This window comes from Arthrobacter sp. zg-Y769 (assembly GCF_020907405.1).
Classification (GTDB): domain Bacteria; phylum Actinomycetota; class Actinomycetes; order Actinomycetales; family Micrococcaceae; genus Arthrobacter_B.
This window is the reverse complement of the sequence record NZ_JAJJOE010000007.1, coordinates 107,858-131,215: the sequence shown is the minus strand read 5'-3', so window position 1 is coordinate 131,215 and position 23,358 is coordinate 107,858. Positions and strand designations below refer to the sequence as shown.

Here is a 23,358-nt window from a genome sequence, read left to right as displayed (position 1 = left end):
CTAAGCCTGACCGCACCGCACCTAAACCGCCGGTTCCGTACTCCCTTGGCGGGGAGTACGGAACCGGAAGGCGGATCAGGGTTTTCCCCTTAGGCGTCCACTGCCACGGAGCCCTTTGCTTCGTTGGCCCGGCGCTCGGCCACCCGCTTGGCCTGCTTGCGGATGTCCGGTTCGTTGCGCCGCAGCCACGCGTACAGAGGCGCCGCGATGTAGATGGTCGCAACGGTACCCAGGATGATACCCACGAACAGTGCCAGGGACAGGTCCTTCAGGGTGCCGGCGCCCAGCAGCATTGCTCCGATGAACAGGATCGAGGCCACCGGGAGGACCGCCACCACGGAAGTGTTGATGGACCGCACGAGGGTCTGGTTCACGGCCAGGTTTACTTCTTCCGCGAAGGTCCGCTTGGTCCGCTTGTCCAGGTCCTTCGTGTTTTCCCGGACCTTGTCGAAGACCACCACCGTGTCATAGAGCGAGTAGCTCAGCACGGTAAGGAAACCGATGATGGCCGACGGCGTGACTTCGAAACCGCTCAGCGCGTAGACGCCTGCGGTGACGACCATAACCACCAGCAGCCCGACGACGGCGGCTACCGACATCTTCCAGGTCCGGAAGTAGACGGCCATCAGCACCGCGGCCAGTGCCACGAACACGATGAGGCCCACCAGCGCCTGCCGGCTGACGTCGCTGCCCCAGGTGGGACCGATGAACGTGGAAGTGACCTCGTCCTGGCTGACGCCGTACGTCTTGGCCAGTGACTCCTTGACCTCGATGGTCTGGTCATCGCTCAGCTTCTCCGTCTGGATCCGCATGGTGCCGGGGGCGATGTTGGTGACCTTCGGGTCTGCGGTGCCCGCAACCTCGGCCACGGCCTCCTCGCCGCCGCTGACGTCGGTAGTGCTGACGTTGGAGACGGTGAATTCGGAGCCGCCGCGGAATTCTATGCCGAGGTTGAAGCCGCCCTTGGCCACCGGGATGAGGATCGAAAGCACCACGGCTGCCGCTGCGATGAGGAACCACAGCTTGGCCTTGCCAACGAAGTTGTAGGACCGCTTTCCGGTGTAAAGGTCGTTGCCGAATGCGGCGAAACTGGGGAGCTTACTCATTACTCGCCGTCCTTCTCGGAGCTGCGGCCGCTGCCGGCCATTGAATCCTGCTTTTCGGCAAGCCGCCGTTCGGCGATGGTCATCCGTCGTTCGGCTTCCTTGGCCGCCGCCTTGTTCTTGCCGCGCGCAGCAGGAACATCGGAGGGATTCCGCAGGCGTCCGGCACCGCGGTACAGCGGTACGGCGCCCAGCTTGCTCGGATCGAGGCCGGAGAAGCGGTGGCCGTCACCGAAGAACCTGGTGCGGGCCAGAAGCACCATGGTGGGGTGCGTGAACATAAAGACCACGATGAGGTCCGCAATGGCGGTGAGGCCCAGGGTGAACGCAAAGCCGCGCACGTTGCCCACGGCCACGAAGTACAGGACGACGGCGGCGAGGATGTTGACGGCCTTGGACGCCAGGACGGTGCGCTTGGCGCGCTTCCAGCCGTTGTCCACTGCGGAGACCAGTCCGCGGCCGTCCCGGAGTTCGTCACGGATGCGTTCGAAGTAGACGATGAACGAGTCCGCGGTCTGGCCGATGGCGACAATCAGGCCGGCCACGCCGGCCAGCGAGAGGCGGTAGTTGTGGCTCCAGCCCAGGATGGCGATGGCCAGGTAGCTCAGCAGACCGGCGACGACGAGCGAGGCAATGGTCACCAGGCCCAGCGCGCGGTACTGGAACAGCGAGTAGACGGCAACCAGGGCCAGGCCGATCAGGCCGGCGATGATGCCCATCTTCAACTGGTCGGCGCCCAGGGTTGCCGAGACCTGCTGCTCGCTCTGGATCTCGAAGCTGATCGGCAGTGCGCCGTACTTGAGCTGCTCGGACAGGGCCTCGGAGCTCTCCTGCGTGAAGTTGCCGGTGATCTGGGGCTTGCCGTCGGTGATGACCGCGTTGACGGTCGGCGCCGAGATGATCTGGCCGTCCAGGACAATGGCGAACTGGTTCCGGGGATCCCCCTCCGGGAAGGCGAAGAGCCGGTCGGTGACGGCGCGGAATTTATCGGTGCCTTCACCGTTGAACTCGATGTTCACGGCCCACTGGTTGGTGGAGACGCCGTTGTTGCCCTGTGCCATGCCGAAGCTGGCGGTGGAGATGTCAACGCCGGGAACTTCCACCGGACCCAGGATGTACTTGCCGGCGGTGCCGGGTTCGCAGGCAACCATCGGCTGGTCTGCAGGAGCCTGCTCCGCGTTGGCAATGGTGTCCGGGTTCAGGCAGTCGGTGGTTTCGAACTCTGTCTGCAACTCGGGGGAAATCCAGTTGGTGTCAGAGGCATCGGTGGGTTCCGCCGACGGGGTGGGCAGCTGCTCTGCCGGGGTGGGGTCCGTGACTGCTGCGCCCTGTCCCCCTCCGCCGGCCAGGACCGGCCGGAACTCCATGTTCGCCGAAGCCTGGATCAGTTCGCGGGTCTCGGGATCGGGGACACCGGGCAGCGACACCACGACGTTGCGGTTGGACTGCGTGCTGATCTCCGCTTCGGAGACACCGCTGCCGTCCACGCGCTGGCGGATGATCTCCACGGCCTGGTCGAGCTGTTCGGTGGTGATTTCGGAGTCACCACCCTGCACCTCGGGAGCAAGGATCATCTGGGTGCCGCCCTCGAGGTCGAGGGCGAGTTTCGGGGTCCAGCTGGCGTTGCTCCACATGGAACCACCGCCAAGCAGAAGGGCCAGGGCAGCAAAAATGACGCCCAGCCAGAGGAGCGTCTTTTTCGCGGCCGAGCCGGGGCCGGTACGGGGCATAGGGAATTTTTCCTTAAGGGCGAAGATCACCGGGACCGTCATGGTCTCCGGGCGGCAAGCGGGGCATCAATGCCCCGCTTGGCTCGTGGAGAGTCTAGTTCTCTTTTTTGTCGTCGCGGTTCAGGCGCTTGAGTGTTTCTTCAGGTGTCTCGTCCTGAACGGCGTCCTGGCGCTCGGAGGTGTCCTTGCCGAGCGTGAGGGTGGAAGCATCGTCGGGGACGACGGCGTCGTCGGCAGGTGCTTCTTCTTCAGCGGGAACGGTGACCACCTTGGTCAGTGCCTGAAGGTGCACGGTGGCCGTGTTCCCGGGCGAAAGTTCCAGAACGGCCTTGTTTTCTTCCTGGTCCACGGAAACAATCCGGCCGAAAAGCCCGAACTGCGTCATGACCTCGGTGCCCGGAAGCATCTGGGCCCGCTGCTGGGTGACCGTCTGCTGCGTCTTCTTCTGCTTGCGGAACATCAGGATGACGAAGGCCGCCAGCAGCAGAGGGAGAAAGAGATCAGCGATATTCACGTGGAAAGTTCCGTTTCTGTTGGGGAAGTACTGGGCGTCCGGGCGTGCTGCCGGGACCGTGCCCAAGGGCCAGTCTAAACGGAAAACGTGGGAACCAGCCGTTAAGTTTCCGGCACGGTCTCCTCGGCCGGGGCGGATGAGGTGTTTGTGCCGGGCCCGGAAAACATGTTCTGCGGCATCGCTGCCGCCACGTTCTCGGGCATCTGGAGCCCCAGATGCTCCCAGGCGGCCCGGGTGGCGATGCGGCCCCTCGGCGTCCTGCCGAGCAGGCCTTCGCGGACGAGGTAGGGCTCGGCCACCGTCTCCACGGTCTCCGGTTCCTCGCCGACGGCGATTGCCAGGGTGGAAAGGCCCACCGGTCCCCCGTTGAACTTTGTGATCAGTGCGGTCAGCACGGCGCGGTCCAACCGGTCCAGGCCCAGGACGTCCACTTCATACATGTCCAGGGCGGCCCCGGCCGAGCGGGCATCGATCTGCTCGATGCCGTGCACCAGGGCCCAGTCGCGTACGCGGCGCAGCAGCCGGTTGGCGATTCGAGGGGTGCCGCGCGAGCGTCCGGCAACCTCGGCAAAGCCTGCGGAGTTGACCTTCATGTCCATCAGCATGGCCGAGCGGCGCAGCACCAGTTCCAGTTCGTCCGTCGAGTAGAACTCCAGGTGGCCGGTGAAGCCGAAACGGTCCCGCAGCGGTCCGGGCAGCAGCCCGGCGCGGGTGGTGGCCCCCACCAGGGTGAACGGCGGCAGGTCCAGCGGGATGGCGGTGGCGCCGGCTCCCTTGCCGACAATGATGTCGACGCGGAAATCCTCCATGGCCATGTAGAGCATTTCCTCGGCCGGCCGGGACATGCGGTGGATTTCGTCCAGGAACAGCACCTCGCCCTCGGTCAGGGAGGACAGGATGGCTGCGAGGTCGCCGGCGTGCTGGATGGCCGGTCCGGAGCTGATCCGCAGCGGCGCGTTCATCTCCGCGGCAATGATCATGGACAGGGTGGTCTTGCCCAGGCCGGGAGGACCGGACAGCAGCACATGGTCCGCGCTCCGGCCGCGCAGCCTGGATGCTTCGAGCACCAGCGAAAGCTGTTCCCGGACACGCTTCTGCCCCACGAAGTCGTCCAGGTTCTTGGGCCGCAGGGCGGCTTCAATGGCCTTGTCGTCCGGATCGTGCCCCGGAGCAACCAGGGAGTCGGCGGACACCTCAGCCGGCCTTTCGGCGCGAGGAGGCCCGGGCGCCGTCGGTGCCGAGGCGGCGCAGCGTCAGTTTCAGGATTTCGCCGACGTTGCCCGCGGCCGCGACATCGGGATGCTCGGCTGCAGTGTCGTCGATGGCGGCAGTGGCGTCCTTTTCGGACCAGCCGAGACCGGTCATTGCCGCCAGGACCTGTTCCTGCCAGCGGGGTGCGGCCGGGTTTTCCACGGTGCCGTGCGGCACAAGCTTGTCCGCCAGTTCGAGGACAATGCGGCGCGCTCCCTTGGGGCCGATGCCGGAAACCTTGCTGAAGGCCTTGTCGTCCCCGCTGGACGCTGCCACGCGGATGGCTTCCGGCGTGTGCACGGCCAGTACTGCAAGGGCAATCCGCGGACCCACGCCGCTGACGCCGAGGAGGATTTCGAAGACTTCCCGCTGGTCCGCGTCGCTGAAACCGTACAGGGTCATGGAGTCCTCGCGGACGATCATGGCGGTGTGGACGAACGCTTCACTTCCCGTGCGCAGCGAAGCCAGCGTCTGGGGCGTGGCCTGGACAAGCATCCCGAGTCCGTGGACATCGATGACGGCGGAGGAAAGGCCCACGTGCGAAACGACCCCGCGGAGGGAACTGATCATGAAGGAACTCCAGAGGCTGTATAGAACATATCTACGAATACCCTACTTGCTGGTGCCCGCATTCCCCCGCTGGCCGCTAGCGTCCGCGTTTTGCCCGGGCTTCCGCTTCGGCCCAGAGCCGCTGGGCCGGGGTCAGCCCGGTCGCCGGCGCCGTACCCCGCGACGCAGAGCCGGCAGTGGGTCCGGGACCGGCGACGCCGCGCCGCCAGGCATGCGTGATCGCGAGGGCCAGGGCGTCGGCGGCGTCCGCCGGCTTGGGCATTTCGTCCAGCCGCAGGATCTTGGTCACCATCTTGCCCACGGCGTCCTTATTGGCCGAGCCGGAGCCGGTGACCGCTGCCTTGACCTCGGTGGGGGTGTGCAGGGCCACCGGGATGCCGCGCCGGGCGGCGGCGGCAATCACGACGCCGGATGCCTGGGCGGTGCCCATGACGGTGCTGACATTGAGCTGGCTGAACACCCGTTCCACGGCCAGGACATCGGGCCGGTGCGTGTCCAGCCACAGGTCGATGGCTTCGGAAATGACCAGCAGCCGCGCGTCAAGCGCGGTTCCGGCGACGGTGCCGACAACTCCGACGGCCACGAGGGTGGCCCGGCGGTTTCCCTCGACCTCAACTACTCCAAGGCCGCAGCGGGTCAGGCCGGGGTCCACCCCCAGGACGCGTAAGGACACGGAGGCGGCGCTTAGTCGTCTTCTTCAAGCTCGGCCATAACGGCGGCCGGGATATCAGCGTTGGAGTAGACATTCTGTACGTCGTCGAGGTCTTCAAGCGCGTCCACGAGCTTGAGGAACTTGCGGGCAGCGTCCGCGTCCAGTTCCACGTGCATGGACGGTAGGAATTCGGCTTCATCGGTCTCGTACTCGATGCTCGCCTCTTCCAGTGCGCCGACGACGGCGCGCAGATCCTGCGGCTCGGAGATGATCTCGAAGTTCTCGCCGGATTCCTTTACTTCGTCCGCACCGGCGTCGAGGACTGCCATCAGCAGGTCGTCTTCGGTAAGGCCGTTCTTGGGCAGGTTCACTACGCCCTTGCGGGTGAACATGTAGGCCACGGAACCGGGGTCGCCCATGTTGCCGCCGTTGCGGGTGACCGCGAGGCGGACCTCGGAGGCGGCACGGTTCTTGTTGTCCGTAAGGCACTCGATCAGCAGCGCGGAACCCTGGGGTCCGTAGCCCTCGTACATGATGGTCTGGTAATCGACGGCTTCACCGAGCAGGCCGGCGCCGCGCTTGACCGCACGGTTGATGTTGTCGATGGGGACCGAGGTCTTCTTGGCCTTTGACACGGCCAGTTCCAGGGCCGGGTTGCCTGCCATGTCGGCCCCGCCGGCGCGTGCTGCAACTTCGATGTTCTTGATCAGCTTGGCGAAGGACTTGGCGCGCTTGGCATCAATTACGGCCTTCTTGTGCTTGGTGGTTGCCCATTTAGAGTGGCCCGACATGCTCTACGCTTCTCCTCTGATCGATAAAAAAGTCCGGCTGCTTGCCGCCCGTCCAGGACTCCGGGAGACCCGGCCCGAACAGGGAGACCAGCTAAGCTTCCCGAACGCACTGCCACAATTCTAGCGACCGAATCCGTTTCCGGGGCCGGAAACGCTTCCTGTGCCCTGGTCGGGGCCGAATCCGCAGGCCCGTCACGCCGCTGACCTGCCCTGATGCGTGCAGCCTCACGTCCCGGCATCGGCGCCGGATCAAGGGTGTGCGCTATATTCAGTAACCATGAGTTCTTTCTCCATCCTGGTCGGAAAACTGGTCCGCAGTGCCTCCAAACTGCGTGGCGGCGGCTCCGCCCTGCCGGGCCTGGTGGTGGAGAAGATCGACCCCGATTTCATCCGCCGCACCCTCGCGGACCTGCCGCTCGGCGTCGCCGTCGTCTCCGGAACCAACGGCAAGACCACCACTACCAAGATGGTGGTGGAGCTGCTCGAGAGCCAGGGGCTGAAGGTTTTCACCAACCGCACGGGCAGCAACTTCACCCGCGGTGTTGCCGCGGCGCTGCTGGGCGAAGTGAACCTGCGCGGGCACCTGGACGCGGACATCGCCGTCCTGGAGCTGGACGAGGCGCACGCCGTGCACTTCGTGAAACTGATCCGGCCGCGCTACAGCCTGCTGCTGAATGTCCTGCGTGACCAGCTGGACCGGTTCGGCGAGATCGACAAGACCACGCGCCTGCTCGAAACCATTGCCCGGGCCACCACGGAGACGGTGGTCCTGAACCGTGAAGACCCCCGCGTTGCGGGTATTGCCGAGTCCCTGAACGGCCAGCGCGCCGTGTACTTCGGGCTCGACGCCTCGCTGCGCAGCACCTTCCCCAACGACGACGAGATGCGCGGCAGCCTCGCCGAGGCCCTGGCAGCCACCCAGCAGGCCGACGTCGTCCTGGAACGCGTCAGTGAGGCGGACGCGGACTTCCTGATCGACGGACAGGTCCGCACCTCCGGGCTGAAGCTGCGCGGCGTCTACAACATCTTCAATGCCGCTGCAGCCCTGGCCTTCGCCCGCACCATCAAGGGCGATGACCTGGATTCCGATGCCCTGTTCGAGGCGCTGGCCAACGTGGAGCCTGCCTTCGGCCGCGGCGAGTCCCTGACCGTCAACGGCCAGCCGCTGGAGCTGGTGCTGGTGAAGAATCCCAGCGGCTTCCGTCTGGGCCTGAAGTCCTTTGCCGCCCACGGCTATTCGACCATGATCGCCATCAATGACAACTACGCCGACGGCCGGGACATGTCCTGGCTGTGGGACGTGGACTTCGAGTCCCTGGCCGAGGGCGGCGTCGACGTCGTCAGCGGCGTCCGCGCCTACGACATGGCCCTGCGGCTGAAGTACGACGACGTGCCGGTGCGCACCATCGAACCGGACATCACGGACGGACTGAAGCGTTTCATCAAGGACTCCCCCGGGGTTCCCATGCGGATCTTCTGCACGTACACGGCCATGCTGGCCGTACGCCGGGAACTCTCCAAGATCACGAAGGTAGAGGTGGTCTCATGACCGAGGACCGCACAATCAAGATCCTGCAGCTGTATCCGCGGGAAATGAACATTTACGGCGACTGGGGCAACGTGCTGGTGCTCAAGCAGCGCCTGAAGTGGTACGGCTACACGCCCGTCGTCGAGGAGTACAACGCCGGGGACGTGTTCCCGACCGACGTCGACATCATAGTCGGCGGCGGCGGCCAGGACAGCGGACAGGTGGTGATCCAGCAGGATCTCCAGCAGCTGGCTCCCACCCTGCAGGGGCTTGCCGAGGACGGCCTGCCGATGCTGGTGATCTGCGGTCTGTACCAGTTGTTCGGACGGTTCTTTAAGACGCACGAGGGCGCGCTCATTCCGGGCATCGGCATCCTGGACATGGAGACCCACGGCGGCGACGTGCGGCTGATCGGCAATGTGCATTCCGTTAGCGAAGAGTTCGGCGAGATCCACGGCTATGAGAACCACAGCGGACAGACGTTCCTTGGCCCGGGCGTGAAGCCGCTGGCCGAGATCCGCAAGGGTGAAGGCAACAACACCAAGGACAGCACCGAGGGCGCCCGCTACAAGAACGTGGTTGCCAGTTACCTGCACGGCTCCCTCCTTCCGAAGAACCCGGCGATTGCCGACTTCCTGATCGAGAAGGCTGCCGAACGTAAGTTTGGAAGCTTCTCTCCTGTTCCCCGTTCGGAGCAGGACCTGGCGGATCTGTCGAAGCTTTCGGAGATGGCGCGCCAGCACGCCGGGCAGCGGCCCCGCTAGGGACTTGCTGCGTCGTACCAGCGCAGGACCCGCAGTGCCCTGAGGGTGTTCCACCGGCTCGGCGTTCCATCGGGTTCTTCGAATCGTAAGTGGACCGCTCCGGGGTGGGTGTTCTCCAGCAGCCAGCGTCCGTCCGGCTGACGCCTGGCACGGACTTGTTCGATCGCCTCAACCAGCCGCGGATCGGCCGGGCCGCCGCGCAGGGCGAAGTAGCTCGCCGCCTTGAGCAGGTCATAGTGCCAGCGTGGAGGGTAGGAGAACTGAAGCCATTGTGGGTTCACCACCCCGCCGGTGCGCAATGAACGGAACAGGGTACGGCGAAGCAGATACTCCTCGCCGGCATGGCGGGCCCGGCGGACCTCGTCGGATCCACCGGTGTGCCGCTCCCACCTCAGTAACGCGTCAACCACGTCAAGAGTGCTGGCGAAAGATCCCGGCGCCGAAGGCGTCTCGGCCCAGCAGTTCCAGCCACCGTCAGGCAGCTGGTCGGCCACGAGCCGCTGCACCACCGGGTCGACGTCGATGCCCAGGTAGGTGCCGATCAGGATAGTGCCGGCGTTGATGCAGCAGTCGACTTCCCCGGCGAAGAACGGCAACCCGTTGTACTCCCACCGGCAATTGTGGGCGACAAGCCGGGCCGTTTCCCGCATCACCGCACTGTCCGGCGGTATGCCCAAGTGGCACAGGTCGAGCAGCACCGGGTAGGTGGCGGTCCATGGTTGCCCGGGTTCCCCACCGGGCTGCCCAACTGGCCCCTCGGCCGGTTCCGCGTCTGGTTCAGCGGCTGGTGACGGGAACGGCGGCGGTGGCTCGCCGGCAGCCAGGGCCTGCGCGGTACGCTCGGCGAACGCGGCGGTATCCGGGAAGCATGCCCCGTTTGCCCAATGTCCGTCGGGTGCCCGCAGCGCGAGCAGTCCAGCGCCCCACCCTTCGTGCTCCACCCGCGCCTGCTCAGCCACCACCTGATCCAACTGGGCGTCGAGAATGTCACGTAAAACCTGCCAGCGGATGGCTGGATCGCCTTGCAGCAGCCACTGCACAACAGGGTCGTCCGCAGCTGGCGGCGGCGTCCGGGGAACGTAGGCATCGTACTTCTTCAACGAAGTTTCCACCGGGGCATCGTAAGCGGGCAGGGCGGTTACGGGCACAAGTGGTTGTACCGGTCAGAACCCGGTGGAGGTTGAGTCCTTGTTCATCGTTGCCTGTCCACTTGCTTCGCTGTGACGAATGACCAGGGAGGTCGTGATGAGCATGGCGGAGAGCAACATGGACGTAACCAGGAGAAGCAGATAGATCAGCGATACCAGCACAGCGACGGGTGCTTCTTCCCAGAGCGCGGGAAGGTGCAGGTAGTTCAGACCGTCTCCTATACCGAAGTTCCTGTTGATGAACGGACCCAGGACGAGGAGGACGACCGCTGCGATACCGAACCGCGTGCCGAACCGCATCGCGGACTTCGCCAGTGTTGCACCAGACATGTCACTCCTAGGGTTCGGTCGGGGCTCGTCCTGCATCTGCTTGAAATCTGAGTATGCACGCCGTCTACGGCAGCATCAATGCGCACACCCGCGATTTTGCGCTGCGGCTCAAACGATCAGGTGCCCGGCAGCGGTGGCGCCGTGGATTGGTAGGTATATCCAGTGGGCGTGGTGATTTCGACCGTGTGCCGGCCCGGACTTCCAACACTCCTTGCCCGCCAGCCTGGTGCTTCCTTGGCCTGGTTGCAGGCTTCGCACAGGCCCTGCAGGTTTTCGACGTTTGTCCTGCCGCCGATACGGTGCGGACGGATGTGGTCGCGGTGCCGTATTGGGGCGTTGCACCACGGTGTCCGGCAGGTTTGATCCCTCACGGAGATGAACCTCGCCAACGATTCAGGGACAAACCGCGCCTTGGAGTCCAGGCCGATGAGTTCACCTGAGGTCGGGGCCGTATAAAGGCGCCGGAGCCAGAGGTCCGGCGCTGCAGATACTCCGCACCGGCCGGTCGGTTCTTCGTGTCCGGCTTTGTGCGACCGGTCCTTTCCTGTCCCTCCACCGCCGGGGCTGACGCTCTCGGCGGTGAACCCTCCGGCCTTGCGGCTTCCCGTTTTTCGCACCGCGTCGCGTGCCCACATGGCCGGTACCACACCGTATCCCTGGAGGTAGGCCGGCTCATCCGAGCCCGCAAGAAGCGCACGGTCGGTCATAACAAGTTGGACCTCCAGCGGCACACGGTCAGCTTGGGTAAGGCCGGTGATTCTTTCAACCAGCGTGTCCGCCATGATTTGGCCCCGGCCGCGTGCATCGCCATGTGCCCGGAGGGAATCTGCTTCACGGCTAAGGGCGGCAAATACGGCAACACCCTGGGCCACCGGCAATAGGCCGGTCAGGTAGGTCATGGTGTCCGGGGCAGGCCGACAGGAAACATAACGGTCCGCCTGGGCCTTGGAGGCCCGGCGGACCAGCGCCTCCTGATCGATCCGGTAGGTTATTTTCCGGATCCGGCCAATCAGGCGTCCGTCCCCCAAGCCCTCGAGCCCTGCAGGGTCTCCGGCTACCTCGCGGTCCACCAGACGACGGTCGGATACCGACAGGCATGCCGTCTCGCGGACCAGCAGCGTTGCCCGCCATTCGCTGAGTCTGCCCTCGGACAGCGCCCGGAGCGTGCACGGCATTTCATGTGCCAATGCCTTGGAAAAGCCAAGAATCCGCCCGCCCCGTGCAGGCGATTCACGTCGGGCGAGGGCGATTTGAGCTGCAATGCCTCTCCCCTGCTGCTCCAGGGGAACCCCGGAACGGGCATGTGCTGCACGTACGGAAGAATCGAAAGCGGCGGCAACCCGGACCTGGGCAGCTGAAGCAGCAGCCTTGAGTTCTTCCAGTTCGCGCAGCCGGTTTATCAGTCCCGCGTCCGTATCGGAGGCGATCGCCTCCAGGACCCGCGCGGACGACAGTTCTGCAATCCACGTGGTGACCGGCGAGGATGAGGATTCATTGCCGCAATGCGCCTCGTCGGGAGTTTCCGGACCAGGGCACTCACGGGCGGACAGCGCTGGCACGGATGCCGGCCCGCTGCTGCCACCGCGGCGTCCAGGGGCCGTACTGAAGCAGAGCTCAACACCATCGACAGGTGGTGGATAGTCCCGATTTGATTCGAACATGTGTTCGATGCTATGGGCTCAAAACCAAGCCCGCAATAGGATTTTTCGTCCTTGTGGAAAACTACCCATCGTTCCGAGTACCCCCACCCTGACCTGCGGAAACACTTGAAAGGGCTGGGTAGGTTCCTGCCGGCATCGGCCGATCCCGGGTGCTCGTTGGAGGCGTGCAGTCGACCCAGCCGTCGGCACCCGGTTCGCCGCGTGCTAGCGTTCGGGCACGTACCCAAACCGAAGTCCTCCGGTCCCGCGAATGAAGAGGCAACTCCGAATGAAACGAGCCGCATGACTGCATCGAACCCCGGGAACTACTACGCCGTCCCTGAACTTGCAGCCGCTTACGACGTCGATACCAAAGCCCGGCAGGACCTACCGTTCTACCTGTCCCTGGCCGCAACGCTGGGAGCCCGCCGCGTTGCGGACATCGGATCGGGAACAGGTCTGCTCTGAAGCCTGTTGGCCGGGCAAGGGTATGAGGTGACCGGTGTCGAACCGGAAGAAACCATGGTGTCGCTCGCTGCGTCCCAGCCACACGCCGACGCCGTGTCCTGGATCCGGGGAACCGCCGAACACCTTCCGGCGGCCTGGGCCGATCTGGTTCTGATGACCGGCCACGTTGCCCAGTATTTCCTCGATGATGCTTCATGGGCAGCAGTGCTCACTCAGGCCGGACGCGCGCTGAGGCCCGGAGGTCGGCTGGCCTTCGAAGTACGCAACCCGGCCGTTGAAGCCTGGCGCCGGTGGCAGGGCACGCATACCACCAGTGGAGGAACAGTCAGCCAGACCGTCCAGCGCAGGGACGACCTGGTCACGCACACGGATACCTGGACCAACGGATCCGGAACCTGGACGACGACCGAGACACTGCGCTTCCCCGCCTGGGACACGGTAACCGCAGGGTTGGAAGCCGCAGGATTTACGGTCGATCAGTGCTGGGGGAACTGGGATGGAAGTCCGGTGCGCAGGATTCGCCGGAGTGGATCGTGCTCACCAACCCGGCCTAGCGACACCCACGCAACACCCCGACACCCCGCAACCCCACCACGCCCCCGCCGCTACCCGCCCCCGCCGTCCTGCGTCACCAGCCACTCATGCGCCCCGGCGTCGGCCGCTCCCAGGGACTCCACCACCGGTATGGTCCGCGCCCGCACGGCCGCCTGCTGGGCCGGCGGCGCGCACTCCCCCTGCGGCAGGTCCCCGGCAACGGAACACCACCGGTACGGATCCCGCACAATCACCGACGATGCCCAGGCGAGGTCGCTCACTGTCCAGGCCCCGGCGTCGTCGCGGGCAAACTGTGCCCGGACAATCAGGCCTTCATTGTTGACGTCGTACCAGGGCGAAAGCTCCGTCACGGCATTGCCAAGCCCGTACACAATCCACGTGCCGTTGTAGTTCTCGATCGGCAGGATCGAATGCGTGTGGTGGCCGTAAATGAAGTCGAACTCGCCGCTGTCGGCCAGCGCGTGCGCCGTTTCGATCTGCTGGGCATTGGGCACCGACGCGTATTCCTCACCGGCATGGATGGCCGCGACGACGACGTCGGCCCCCTCCGCACGGGCTGCCTTCGCCTTGGCGATCATCGCCGGGGCGTCGAGCAGATCCACCTGCCACGGGTACTCGGCAACCAGCCCGTTCAGGCCGTAGGTTGCCTCGACGACGGCGAGGTCCCCGGCCGGAGCGGACAGGAACATGGGTGCGCCGGCACCGGCCTCCGCGGCGTACGACCCGGTGTGCGCCAGCCCAAGGGAATCCAGCACGCCCAGCGTCCGGTTCAGCCCTTCCGTGCCGGCATCAATGGTGTGGTTGCTGGCGGTCGTGCAGCCGGAGTAGCCGACGGCGTCCGCCGCCGTGAGGATCTGGGGAGGCACGTTGAACATCGGGTACCCCGCATACGGTCCGTCCGGTTCGGCCACCGGGGTTTCCATGTGGCACACGGCCAGGTCCGAGACGGAAATGTACGTACGCTGCCCGGCCAGCAGCGGCTCGAAGTCCAGCGGTCCTTTCCCGGTGGCAGCCGCATCCGCCGCAGCCTGCTCCCACAGCTGCGGATGGACCAGCAGGTCTCCGGCGAGCATCAGGGTAAAGCAGTTCTCCGTGGGGCAGGCAGGCCCTTTACCGGGGCTGCCGGCAGACGCGGACGGCGACTCGGCGGACGGTATCGACCCTGACGGTAATGACGACGACGGCCCACCGGCGTCCCGATCCTCGCCGCCCTCCGGTCCGTCTCCGCGGTCCGCCATGCACCCGCCGATCAGCAGGGCCGCCACCAGCACCGCTGCCAGCCCCCGCAGGCGGCGCAGCCCCCGCCAGCGGCGCAGCCCCGCCCCGCGAAACCCCGCAGTATGAACGTCAAGGTTGCGTTTCATGAACTCCCCCAGGCTTGTCACCCCAGGCCTGCGGGCTGCGGGCGACGGGGAATCGGACCGATCCTACTGCAGCGCCGGGTTGGAGCGGGATGCTCCGCTGTGCCACTCTTGGGCTTTATGGACAACCCTTTCCTTTACCCGAGTAGCCTGCCGTACCAGCTGCCCCCGTTCGAGCAGATCAACGAAGACGTTTTCCTGCCCGCCTTTGACTCCGGGATTTCCGGCCACGCCGAAGAGATTGACCGCATTGCGGCGAACCCCCAGGCCCCTGACTTCGAGAACACCATCGCGGCTCTGGAGTCCTCGGGCCAGGAGCTGGGACGCACCGCCGTCGTCTTCTTCACTCTCTGCGCCGCGCACGCCACCGACGGCGTGCAGCGGATCCAGCAGGAGGTCGGGCCACGGCTCGCCGCCCATGAGGATGCCGTTTACCTGAACCGGCAGCTCTTTGACCGGGTGGAGGCCATCGCGGCAGAAACCGCCGGCCTCGATGATGAGCAGGTCCGTCTCGTGTCCGAGTACCGCCGCCGGTTCATCCGCGCCGGCGCGCAGCTGGACGACGCCGGCCAGGCCCGCATGCGCGAACTGAACACGCGCCTGTCGGAACTGGGCACGCAGTTCTCCCAGCGCCTGCTGAAGGACACCAACGATTCCGCCCTGGTGGTGGAGGACGCCGCCGAGCTGGACGGCCTGGCCGACGACGACGTCGCGGCGGCAGCCACCGCCGCAACGGACGCCGGCCATGACGGCAAGTACCTGCTGTCCCTCGTGCTGCCTACCCCGCAGCCAGCCCTGGCGTCGCTGACGAACCGGGAAACCCGCCGCCGGCTGCACGAAGCCGCCCGGAACCGCGGTTTCCGGAACAATGACGGGAACACGCTTGCCCTCGCCGCGGAAATGGCCGCGCTGCGGGCCGAGAAGGCTGCACTGCTCGGTTTCACCAGCCATGCCGAGTACGGCACCGATGACCAGACCGCACCGTCCCTGGACGCGATCCACGCAATGCTGGACAAGCTCGCCCCTGCAGCCGTCCGCAATGCCAAGGCCGAAGCCGAAGAACTGCGCGAAGCGGCCCGCCGGGACGGACACGATCTGGCCGCCTGGGACTGGGCGTACTACTCCGAGCAGGTCCGGCGGGAGAAATTCGACGTCGACTCCTCCGCCCTACGCCCGTACTTCGAGCTGGAGCGCGTTCTCACTGACGGGGTCTTCTACGCCGCCAACCGCCTCTACGGGCTGACCTTCACCGAACGGACTGACCTCGCGGGCTACCACCCGGATGTCCGGGTCTGGGAGGTCAAGGACGACGACGGCACCGGGCTGGGCCTGTTCCTGGGCGACTACTACACCCGGGACACCAAGAACGGCGGCGCCTGGATGAATTCCGTGGTCCACCAGTCCCGGCTGCTGGACGCCCAGCCCGTGGTCATCAACAACCTGAACATTTCCAGGCCCGCAGCCGGCGAGCCCACGCTGCTGAGCTTCGGCGAGGTGGTTACGGCGTTCCACGAATTCGGCCATGCGCTGCATGGACTGTTCTCGGACGTCACCTATCCGCAGTTCTCCGGCACCGCCGTACCGCGCGACTTCGTGGAATACCCGTCGCAGGTCAACGAGATGTGGATGCTGTGGCCGGAGGTGGTCAGCAACTTCGCGAAGCACCACGTCACCGGGGAGCCGCTGCCGCAGGACGTCATCGACAAGGTGAATGCGGCGGCCGTCTGGGGCGAAGGGTTCTCCACCACCGAGTACCTGGGCGCCGCCCTGCTGGACCTGGCCTGGCACGAACTCGCCCCGGGCGAAACGGTGGAGGATCCGGAAGCCTTCGAGGCCGCGGCCTTGGCAGCGGCCGGCGTCGACCTGGACCTGGTTCCGCCGCGCTACCGGACCGGCTACTTCAAGCACATCTTTGCCGGCGGTTACGCTGCCTCCTACTACGCGTACATCTGGAGCGAAGTGCTCGACGCCGACACGGTCGAGTGGTTCCGGGAGAACGGCGGCCTGACCCGGGAGAACGGGAACCGTTTCCGCACGGAGCTGCTGTCCCGCGGCAACAGCATCGACCCGCTGCAGGCGTTCCGGAACTTCCGCGGCCGCGATGCGCAGATCCAGCCGCTGCTGGACCGGCGCGGCCTAGCCTAGCAGGCAGGCGGGCAGAGAAAAAGGCGGGAACCGGTGATCCGGTTCCCGCCTTTTTGCTACCTTCTACGTTGCCGGGTTTCCCTGCCTGGCCTGCTTCCGGACGCTGTACATCCGCTGCCCGATGGTCACGCAGCTGGCCAGGGTCAGCAGGATGAGGACCACCAGCAGCAGGACCTCCGGTACGCCCAGCCCCACCAGGCCGGTGGCGACCAGCAGGGAGACGAGCCGCTCGGCCCGCTCGGCAATACCGACGTTCGCGTTGAAGCCCAGCGACTCCGCCTTGGCCCGGATGTAGGACACCAGCATGCCCACGACCAGGCAGAGGACGGCTGCGATGCCGATCGCATCATTGCCGCCGCCGGTGAAGAACCAGATGGCGACGCCGGCAAAGAGAGCGCCGTCGGCGAAGCGGTCCAGGGTCGAGTCCAGGAACCCGCCCCAGCTGCCGGTGCGCCGCTGCTGCCGGGCCATGATTCCGTCCACCACGTCGGAGAAGATGAAGACGGTGATGAAGATGGTTCCCCAGAACAGCTCACCCAGGGGATAAAAGACCAGTCCCCCGATCATCACACCGAGCGTGCCGGCAATGGTAACCATGTCCGGGGTTACCCCGCGGCGGAGCAGCCAGGTGGCCAGCGGGGTGAAAACGGCAGTGAAGAATCCCCGTGCGTATTTGTTGAGCACGTGTCAGTCCTCGCTGTCCGGGCCGGAGCCCTCTTGCGGCCAGGCGTCAGCCACCTGCCGGCGCACCTCGCCCAAGGTCTGGGTGATGGCCTTGGTCTGCGCAATGATCGGCAGGAAGTTTCCGTCGCCGCCCCACCGGGGCACGATGTGCTGGTGCAGGTGGGCGGCAATCCCGGCCCCGCCGGTTTCGCCCTGGTTCATGCCCAGGTTGAAACCGGTGGGGCTGGACACCTTCCGCAGCACGCGCATGGCGGTCTGGGTCAGGGCCGCAATTTCCGCCGTCTCCTCCGGGTCGATGTCCGTGTAATCCGGCACATGCCGGTACGGGCAGACCAGCAGGTGGCCGGCGTTGTACGGAAAGAGGTTCAGAATGACGAAGGCATGCTTCCCGCGGTGGACAATCAGCGATTCCTCGTCCGACCGCTCCGGCGCGGCGCAGAACGGGCAGGTCTCCTTGGAGGAAACCTGCTTCTGTCCGCCCTTGATGTAGGCCAGCCGGTGCGGAGTCCAGAGCCGCTGGAATGCGTCGGGGACGCCGGCGAGTTCAAACGTGTCCGTCACCGCGGCGTCGTCAGGCTGTTCTCCCATAGCGTCCCCGCCGCCCTACTTGTCCCGGTTGCGGACGGCTTCGACAATCCGCTTGACGGCCTCTTCAACGGGTACCCCGTTGTCCTGGCTGCCGTCGCGGAAGCGGAAGGAGACGGCGCCTGCCTCGGCGTCGTCACCGCCGGCGATCAGGACAAACGGGATCTTGTCCTTGGACGCGGTGCGGATCTTCTTCGGGAAGCGGTCGGTGCCGGTGTCCACCTGCGCGCGGATGCCGTGGGCCTTGAGCTTGTCGACGACGTCGAACATGTAGTCGTTGAACGCTTCGGCCACGGGGATGCCGACCACCTGCACCGGTGCCAGCCAGGCCGGGAACGCGCCGGCGTAGTGCTCGGTGAGCACGGCCATAAAGCGTTCCACGGAACCGAACAGGGCACGGTGGATCATGACCGGGCGCTGGCGGGTGCCGTCGGCGGCCTGGTACTCGAGCTCAAAGCGCTCGGGCAGGTTGAAGTCCAGCTGGATGGTGGACATCTGCCAGGTGCGGCCGATGGCGTCGCGGGCCTGGACAGAGATCTTCGGGCCGTAGAAGGCTGCTCCGCCCGGATCGGGGACCAGGTCCAGCCCGGAGGCTTCGGCAACCTCGGCGAGGGTGCGGGTGGCTTCGTCCCACACTTCGTCGGAACCGACGTACTTCTCCGGGTCCTTGGTGGACAGTTCCAGGTAGAAGTCATCCAGCCCGTAGTCCTTGAGCAGGTCCAGCACGAACTTCAGCGTGGTGGTCAGCTCGTCCTTCATCTGCTCGCGGGTGCAGTAGATGTGGGCGTCGTCCTGGGTCATGCCCCGCACGCGCGTCAGGCCGTGGATCACGCCGGACTTCTCGTAGCGGTACACGGAACCGAATTCGAACAGCCGCAGCGGCAGTTCGCGGTAGGACCGTCCGCGGGAGCGGAAGATCAGGTTGTGCATGGGGCAGTTCATCGGCTTCAGGTAGTAATCCTGGCCGGGCTTGGTGACCTCGCCGGTCTCCGGATCGGTGACCTCGTCCACGTGCATGGGAGGGAACATTCCGTCGCGGTACCAGTCCAGGTGGCCGGAGACCTCGTACAGGTGGCCCTTGGTGATGTGCGGGGTGTAGACGAACTCGTAGCCGGCCTCTGTGTGGCGCTGGCGGGAGTAGTCCTCCATGGCCTTGCGGATGATGCCGCCCTTGGGGTGGAACACCGGCAGGCCCGAGCCCAGCTCGTCTGGGAAGGAGAACAGGTCCAGTTCGGTGCCCAGCTTGCGGTGGTCGCGGCGCTCGGCCTCGGCCAGGCGTTCCTGGTAGGCCTTCAGCGCGTCCTTGGTGGGCCAGGCGGTGCCGTAGATGCGCTGCAGCTGCTGGTTCTTCTGGTTGCCGAGCCAGTAGGCGGCGGCTGAGCGGGTCAGGGCAAAGGCGTTGGAGATCAGCTTGGTGTTGGGCAGGTGCGGGCCGCGGCACAGATCGCACCAGACGACGTCGCCGGACTTGCGGTCCACATTATCGTAAATGGTGATCTCGCCGGCGCCGACCTCGATGCTTGCGCCCTCGCCGGCTTCCTCGGCGCCGTCCTTCTTGCCCAGCAGTTCAAGCTTGTACGGCTCGTTCTTCATGGCTTCGCGGGCTTCGTCTTCGCTGACCACGCGGCGGGCGAATTTCTGGTTCGAGTTGATGATCTTCTGCATCATCTTCTCGAGGGTCTTCAAATCCTCCGGCGTGAACGGCTCGGCGACGTCGAAGTCGAAATAGAAGCCGTCCTTGATGTACGGGCCGATGCCCAGCTTGGCGTCCGGACGCAGCTGCTGCACGGCCTGGGCCATGACGTGGGCGGTGGAGTGGCGCAGGACATTCAGTCCGTCTTCGGACTCAATGGTGACGGACTCCACGATGTCGCCCTGCTCCAGCGGCGTATCCAGGTCCTTGAGGACGGAGTGGACGCGCATCACGACGACGTCGCGGCGGTCGAAGAAGAGCTGTGCACCAGTGGTGCCAGTATCCACCGTGGTCTCTTCGCCGTCGACGATGAGGGTGAACTTCTCTGGCACTGACACGGTTGTCTCCTAGATTTCGTTGTACGGCGTCTGCTGCACGGCCTGGACACGGCCGCACTTCCGCCCGTACCGATGTTATCCGCTGCGCTTGGGCCCCACCAACATGCCGCGCTGACGGCCGGGCTTCGGAAGCGAGTCCGTGTCCGCCAGGTTCCATGCCTCGAGTGCCTGGAGGCTGATGCCCCGCGGGCCGGTGCGGCGGGTCAGCCCGCGGACCAGCAGCAGTTCGGTGCCGAAAAGAAGCGGACCGGATTTCTCCTGCGCCTCGTGGAAGAACGTGCAGTCAATGCAGCCCGTGCCGTCGTCGAGGCTGATGAACACCACGCGGCGGCCCCCGCGCATTGGCGGGGTCTGCGTGGCCACCCGGATGCCGGCCACCAGCACCTCGGTCCCGTTGCGCAGGTCCATCAGTGCTTCCGCGGGCGTAACGCCCAGCCCGCGCAGCAGCGGGCCGTAGCTCTCCATCAGATGCGCGCTGACATCCACGGAGAGCAGGTCCAGTTCGGTGCGGACCTTTTCCCGCAGCCCCGGTTCGGGCAGGTGACGGTGCAGGTTCGCCAGCTCGGTGTCCCCCAGCGGCAGGGCCAGCTGCCCGGGGATCGGATCGTGCTTCCGGGACGCGGACTTGGCCGGGGCGGCGTCCAGGTACTGGATCAGGTCTGCGCGGCTGCCCTCGGAGCCGATCTGTTTGCTGAGCGAGTCGAACGCACCGAGCTGTGCCAGCCGGCGCAGCGTGGGCCGGGAGACCTTCGCGCGGGCCCGCAGGTCCGCCAGGGAGTCATAGGGCTGCCCGGCGGTAATGCGTCGAAGTTCGACGGCGGACAGCCCGTAGATCCCGGCCAGGGACAGCCGGATCCCCAGCCGGCCGTCGTCGAGCCGTTCCACCCGGTAGGTTTCACCGCTGCGGTTGATGTCCAGGGGCAGGATGGGGATGCCCATCCGCCGGGCCTCGGCCACCAGCAGCCGGCGGGGATACATCCCGGGATCGTGCTCGAAGATTCCGGCGAGGAACGCCGCCGGATGGTGTGCCTTCAACCACGCGGACTGGTAGGTGGGTACGGCAAAGGCAGCCCCGTGGGCCTTGCAGAAGCCGAAGCTGCCGAAGGCCTTGAGCGTGTCCCAGACCTTGTCGATGGTCTCCGGCGTGTACCCCCGGGCGGCTGCCTTGCTGCGGAAGTATTCCTCCACGCCCGGTTCGGCGGCTTCGTTGCCCAGCAGCCGGCGCAGCTCGTCCGCCTTGGCCAGGCCGCAGCCGGTGAAGACATTCAGGGTCCGCAGCACCTGCTCATGGAAGACGGTGACGCCGTGGGTTTCGGCCAGTACCGGGCGCAGCGCCTCGTGCGGATAGACCTCCGGGGAGAAGCCGTGCCGGTGTTCCAGGAACGGCCGGACCATGTCGGATTTCATCGGGCCGGGCCGGAACAGGGAAATGTCGATGATCAGGTCATTGAATTCCCGCGGCGCCAGCTTGCCCACCAGCTCACGCTGTCCCGGGGATTCGATCTGGAAGCAGCCCAGGGTATGTGTGCTGCGGATGAGCTCATAGGTGGGTTCGTCGTCGAACGGCACGGCGTCCAGGTTGATCCGCCCGTCCGGTTCGACGAACTCCGGGTCCGGCTCATCCGGCCCTTCCTGATGCTTCCCGGCGGCAATGACCTCTTCGCGGGAGGAATGCACACGCACTACCTCGCGCACGGCGAAGGCCATGGCGCTCTGCATCCGCACGCCCAGCACATCGAGTTTGAGCATGCCCATGGGGTCCATGTCGTGCTTGTCGAACTGGGACATGGGCAGGCCCAGGCCGCTGGGCTGCACGGGGGTGCGGTCCAGCAGGGAGGTGTCCCCCAGGATCACTCCGCAGGGATGCATGGAGATGTGCCGCGGCAGCCGGTCCAGGCGTTCGGTGAGGTCCACCAGCAGGTCCAGCTGCTGGTTCTTTTCCACCTGGCCGGAGAATTCCCGCAGTTCGGGCTTTTCGGCGAGCGCCTCGCGGAAGTTGCGGGCCGAGAAACGCCACAGCTGTTTAGCCACAGCGCCGATCTCCTCCTCCGGCATACCCAGCGCCAGGCCGGCATCGCGCACCGCCCCCCGTGCCCGGTAGCCGTTCTGCATGCTCATCAGCGTGACCCGTTCGGAGCCGAAGCGTTCGAAGATGCGGTGATAGACGTTGTGCCGCTCGGCGCTCTCCACGTCGATGTCGATATCCGGCAGCGTGGAGCGGTCCCGGGAGAGGAAGCGTTCAAAGATCAGGTCGTGGTCCAGCGGGTTTACATGGCTGACGCCCAGCAGGTAGTTCACCAGTGAGGAGGCTCCCGACCCCCGGGCCGCGGCGCGTACCCCCATCCCGGTGATCATGGCCGAGACTTCCGCCACCGTGAGGAAGTAGGAGGCGAAGCCCAGCCGTTCGATGATGCCCAGCTCGTGTTCGAGCCGGTTGCGCAGCTCGACCTCGGCAATGGAGTCCCGGGCACGCAGCCTCCGGTTGATCCCCGCCTCGCAGCGCTGGCGCAGTTCGATCATGGGTTCGGCCTCGATACCGATCACCGAGGCTTCGGGCACCACGGGCTGCTTCCAGCCCATGTCCGCTACGGGGTCTATCCGGCAGCGATCCGCGAGCGCCGCAGTGTCGGCGAGCATCCGCGCCGCTCCCGCGGAACCGTAGCCTGCTTCCGCGCTGACTTCCCGGGCAAGGGAGGTCATTGCCCGTGCCCCCTTGAGCCAGCCCTGCCCGTTGGGCTGTAAGTCCGGAAGCTGGGACAGCGAGGTCAGCGAGCGCGCGGCGTCGAGCACGTCAGCGGTAGCGGCGCCGTCCTCGTCCACATACCGTACGGCGTTGGTGAGGATGGCAGGGACCTGCATCTCATCGGCCAGCCGGAACATGCGTACTGCGTGGGCAAGGCTGAGGTTCTCCCCCGGCGCAGACAGATGCGTGACCACCTCGACGGCGAGCGCCCGGGCAGGGATCAGCGAGCGCCAGCGGCCGAACAGGGTGCGGGCGACGGCGTAGCTGCGGCTGCGCATGGCCTGGCCGACGTCGGACTGCGGTCCGACGAGGACGGTCAGGACCGGTTCGGCCTCCTCATCGGGGACGCCTTCCCCGGCCCTTACACCGCGGACGTACCCGGCAAGCTGCTCCACGGTGATGCCTACCGGTTTGCCGGTGCGTGCCCGGGAGGCCGAGGTGGCGGCGTGTGCGGCGGAGATCAGCCGGCACAGTGCACGGTATCCCGCTCCCCCGTTATGCCCGTGGGCAAGGATGACCACCCGTCCCGTGACGGCGTTCCCTGCATCCAGCACGGCCAGGTCCACCCCGACGACGGGATCGATGCCCGCCTCCATGCAGGCCCGCAGGTGCTTGACCGTTCCGTAGAGCCCGTCCCTGTCGGTGCAGGCGAGCGCGTCCGCGCCGTCGGCCGCTGCGGCGGATGCCATCTCCTCCGGCCAGGACACCCCGTAGTGGGCGCTGAACGCGGTGGCTGCGTGCAGGTGGGTAAAGCTCATACCGGTG

General features: G+C 66.0%; 19 protein-coding genes and 1 pseudogene. 5 read left to right on the top strand and 15 right to left on the bottom strand.

All coding sequences use genetic code 11. The annotated features are described in order from the left end of the window. Positions 1 to 89: 89 nt before the first annotated feature. The 7 genes from secF to LOC60_RS06075 all read right to left on the bottom strand — a co-directional run bounded on the left by secF (position 90) and on the right by LOC60_RS06075 (position 6,611). A complete protein-coding gene (gene secF / locus LOC60_RS06105) occupies positions 90 to 1,106 on the bottom strand; it encodes a protein translocase subunit SecF (protein WP_230023524.1) in 1,017 nt (338 codons plus the stop codon). Further along, positions 1,106 to 2,833: a protein translocase subunit SecD gene (gene secD / locus LOC60_RS06100; RefSeq protein ID WP_230023522.1), complete on the bottom strand. Its 1,728-nt coding sequence runs from the start codon at positions 2,831 to 2,833 to the stop codon at positions 1,106 to 1,108. The genes secF and secD overlap by 1 nt, the downstream gene beginning before the upstream one ends. A 94-nt stretch (positions 2,834 to 2,927) precedes the next feature. Next, positions 2,928 to 3,347 carry a preprotein translocase subunit YajC gene (locus LOC60_RS06095; protein ID WP_331460783.1) on the bottom strand — a complete coding sequence of 140 codons (420 nt, stop codon included), beginning with the start codon at positions 3,345 to 3,347 and terminating at the stop codon, positions 2,928 to 2,930. 101 nt (positions 3,348 to 3,448) lie between these two features. Beyond that, entirely contained in the window at positions 3,449 to 4,540 is a 1,092-nt protein-coding gene (ruvB, locus tag LOC60_RS06090; protein WP_230023520.1) for a Holliday junction branch migration DNA helicase RuvB, read from the bottom strand. Between the two features lies 1 nt (position 4,541). Next, on the bottom strand, positions 4,542 to 5,168 hold the full coding sequence (ruvA, locus tag LOC60_RS06085; protein ID WP_230023518.1) for a Holliday junction branch migration protein RuvA: 627 nt from the start codon (positions 5,166 to 5,168) through the stop codon (positions 4,542 to 4,544). 76 nt (positions 5,169 to 5,244) lie between these two features. Then, the gene (ruvC, locus tag LOC60_RS06080) at positions 5,245 to 5,841 is read right to left on the bottom strand and encodes a crossover junction endodeoxyribonuclease RuvC (protein WP_230023516.1); all 597 of its coding nucleotides are present in this window, start codon (positions 5,839 to 5,841) and stop codon (positions 5,245 to 5,247) included. A gap of 11 nt (positions 5,842 to 5,852) precedes the next feature. Further along, entirely contained in the window at positions 5,853 to 6,611 is a 759-nt protein-coding gene (locus LOC60_RS06075) for a YebC/PmpR family DNA-binding transcriptional regulator (RefSeq protein WP_230023514.1), read from the bottom strand. Positions 6,612 to 6,888: 277 nt separating this feature from the next. Here LOC60_RS06075 and LOC60_RS06070 point away from each other — a divergent pair, with 277 nt between their 5' ends. Next, complete coding sequence (locus LOC60_RS06070) at positions 6,889 to 8,160, top strand: Mur ligase family protein (RefSeq protein ID WP_230023512.1); 1,272 nt, start codon at positions 6,889 to 6,891, stop codon at positions 8,158 to 8,160. After that, positions 8,157 to 8,903 carry a type 1 glutamine amidotransferase gene (locus LOC60_RS06065; RefSeq protein ID WP_230023509.1) on the top strand — a complete coding sequence of 249 codons (747 nt, stop codon included), beginning with the start codon at positions 8,157 to 8,159 and terminating at the stop codon, positions 8,901 to 8,903. Before LOC60_RS06070 ends, LOC60_RS06065 begins: the two co-directional genes overlap by 4 nt. On the opposite strand, the gene LOC60_RS06060 is transcribed toward LOC60_RS06065, so the two are convergent. From LOC60_RS06060 to LOC60_RS06050, 3 genes are all read right to left on the bottom strand, one after another. After that, positions 8,900 to 10,015 carry a hypothetical protein gene (locus tag LOC60_RS06060; RefSeq protein WP_230023507.1) on the bottom strand — a complete coding sequence of 372 codons (1,116 nt, stop codon included), beginning with the start codon at positions 10,013 to 10,015 and terminating at the stop codon, positions 8,900 to 8,902. The genes LOC60_RS06065 and LOC60_RS06060 overlap by 4 nt on opposite strands. A 51-nt stretch (positions 10,016 to 10,066) precedes the next feature. After that, positions 10,067 to 10,381, bottom strand: a complete 315-nt coding sequence (locus LOC60_RS06055) for a hypothetical protein (RefSeq protein WP_230023505.1) — start codon at positions 10,379 to 10,381, stop codon at positions 10,067 to 10,069. Positions 10,382 to 10,497: 116 nt separating this feature from the next. Then, a complete protein-coding gene (locus LOC60_RS06050; protein WP_230023503.1) occupies positions 10,498 to 12,042 on the bottom strand; it encodes an HNH endonuclease in 1,545 nt (514 codons plus the stop codon). Between the two features lie 282 nt (positions 12,043 to 12,324). On the opposite strand from LOC60_RS06050, the gene LOC60_RS06045 reads away from it, so the two are divergent. Beyond that, positions 12,325 to 12,489, top strand: coding sequence for a hypothetical protein (locus LOC60_RS06045; RefSeq protein WP_230023501.1), 165 nt, complete (start codon positions 12,325 to 12,327; stop codon positions 12,487 to 12,489). Between the two features lie 6 nt (positions 12,490 to 12,495). Further along, positions 12,496 to 12,732 (top strand): annotated as a pseudogene (locus LOC60_RS16390) (class I SAM-dependent methyltransferase); the annotation flags it as partial. Positions 12,733 to 13,094: 362 nt separating this feature from the next. On the opposite strand, the gene LOC60_RS06040 reads toward LOC60_RS16390, so the two are convergent. Next, positions 13,095 to 14,408: a CapA family protein gene (locus LOC60_RS06040; RefSeq protein WP_331460782.1), complete on the bottom strand. Its 1,314-nt coding sequence runs from the start codon at positions 14,406 to 14,408 to the stop codon at positions 13,095 to 13,097. 117 nt (positions 14,409 to 14,525) lie between these two features. Between LOC60_RS06040 and LOC60_RS06035 the strand changes: the two genes are divergently transcribed. Further along, complete coding sequence (locus tag LOC60_RS06035; RefSeq protein WP_230023498.1) at positions 14,526 to 16,550, top strand: M3 family metallopeptidase; 2,025 nt, start codon at positions 14,526 to 14,528, stop codon at positions 16,548 to 16,550. A 63-nt stretch (positions 16,551 to 16,613) separates the two neighbouring features. Here LOC60_RS06035 and pgsA read toward each other — a convergent pair whose 3' ends face one another. The 4 genes from pgsA to LOC60_RS06015 form a co-directional block, all read right to left on the bottom strand. Then, entirely contained in the window at positions 16,614 to 17,234 is a 621-nt protein-coding gene (gene pgsA, locus LOC60_RS06030; protein ID WP_230023497.1) for a phosphatidylinositol phosphate synthase, read from the bottom strand. Positions 17,235 to 17,237: 3 nt separating this feature from the next. Beyond that, the gene (locus LOC60_RS06025) at positions 17,238 to 17,822 is read right to left on the bottom strand and encodes an HIT family protein (protein WP_230023494.1); all 585 of its coding nucleotides are present in this window, start codon (positions 17,820 to 17,822) and stop codon (positions 17,238 to 17,240) included. A 15-nt stretch (positions 17,823 to 17,837) separates the two neighbouring features. Next, the gene (gene thrS, locus LOC60_RS06020) at positions 17,838 to 19,850 is read right to left on the bottom strand and encodes a threonine--tRNA ligase (RefSeq protein ID WP_230023492.1); all 2,013 of its coding nucleotides are present in this window, start codon (positions 19,848 to 19,850) and stop codon (positions 17,838 to 17,840) included. A gap of 75 nt (positions 19,851 to 19,925) precedes the next feature. Beyond that, positions 19,926 to 23,351: a DNA polymerase III subunit alpha gene (locus tag LOC60_RS06015; protein ID WP_230023490.1), complete on the bottom strand. Its 3,426-nt coding sequence runs from the start codon at positions 23,349 to 23,351 to the stop codon at positions 19,926 to 19,928. Positions 23,352 to 23,358 lie beyond the last annotated feature (7 nt).

What these genes read in the sequence shown, in the direction of transcription:
- LOC60_RS06055 (WP_230023505.1), bottom strand. Translation starts at nt 10,381, where the DNA reads ATGTCTGGTGCAACACTGGCGAAGTCCGCGATGCGGTTCGGCACGCGG.
- LOC60_RS06045 (WP_230023501.1), top strand. Translation starts at nt 12,325, where the DNA reads ATGACTGCATCGAACCCCGGGAACTACTACGCCGTCCCTGAACTTGCA.
- LOC60_RS06065 (WP_230023509.1), top strand. Translation starts at nt 8,157, where the DNA reads ATGACCGAGGACCGCACAATCAAGATCCTGCAGCTGTATCCGCGGGAA.
- LOC60_RS06075 (WP_230023514.1), bottom strand. Translation starts at nt 6,611, where the DNA reads ATGTCGGGCCACTCTAAATGGGCAACCACCAAGCACAAGAAGGCCGTA.
- ruvA (WP_230023518.1), bottom strand. Translation starts at nt 5,168, where the DNA reads ATGATCAGTTCCCTCCGCGGGGTCGTTTCGCACGTGGGCCTTTCCTCC.
- LOC60_RS06015 (WP_230023490.1), bottom strand. Translation starts at nt 23,351, where the DNA reads ATGAGCTTTACCCACCTGCACGCAGCCACCGCGTTCAGCGCCCACTAC.
- LOC60_RS06035 (WP_230023498.1), top strand. Translation starts at nt 14,526, where the DNA reads ATGGACAACCCTTTCCTTTACCCGAGTAGCCTGCCGTACCAGCTGCCC.
- secF (WP_230023524.1), bottom strand. Translation starts at nt 1,106, where the DNA reads ATGAGTAAGCTCCCCAGTTTCGCCGCATTCGGCAACGACCTTTACACC.
- LOC60_RS06025 (WP_230023494.1), bottom strand. Translation starts at nt 17,822, where the DNA reads ATGGGAGAACAGCCTGACGACGCCGCGGTGACGGACACGTTTGAACTC.
- LOC60_RS06040 (WP_331460782.1), bottom strand. Translation starts at nt 14,408, where the DNA reads ATGAAACGCAACCTTGACGTTCATACTGCGGGGTTTCGCGGGGCGGGG.
- LOC60_RS06050 (WP_230023503.1), bottom strand. Translation starts at nt 12,042, where the DNA reads ATGTTCGAATCAAATCGGGACTATCCACCACCTGTCGATGGTGTTGAG.
- LOC60_RS06070 (WP_230023512.1), top strand. Translation starts at nt 6,889, where the DNA reads ATGAGTTCTTTCTCCATCCTGGTCGGAAAACTGGTCCGCAGTGCCTCC.
- secD (WP_230023522.1), bottom strand. Translation starts at nt 2,833, where the DNA reads ATGCCCCGTACCGGCCCCGGCTCGGCCGCGAAAAAGACGCTCCTCTGG.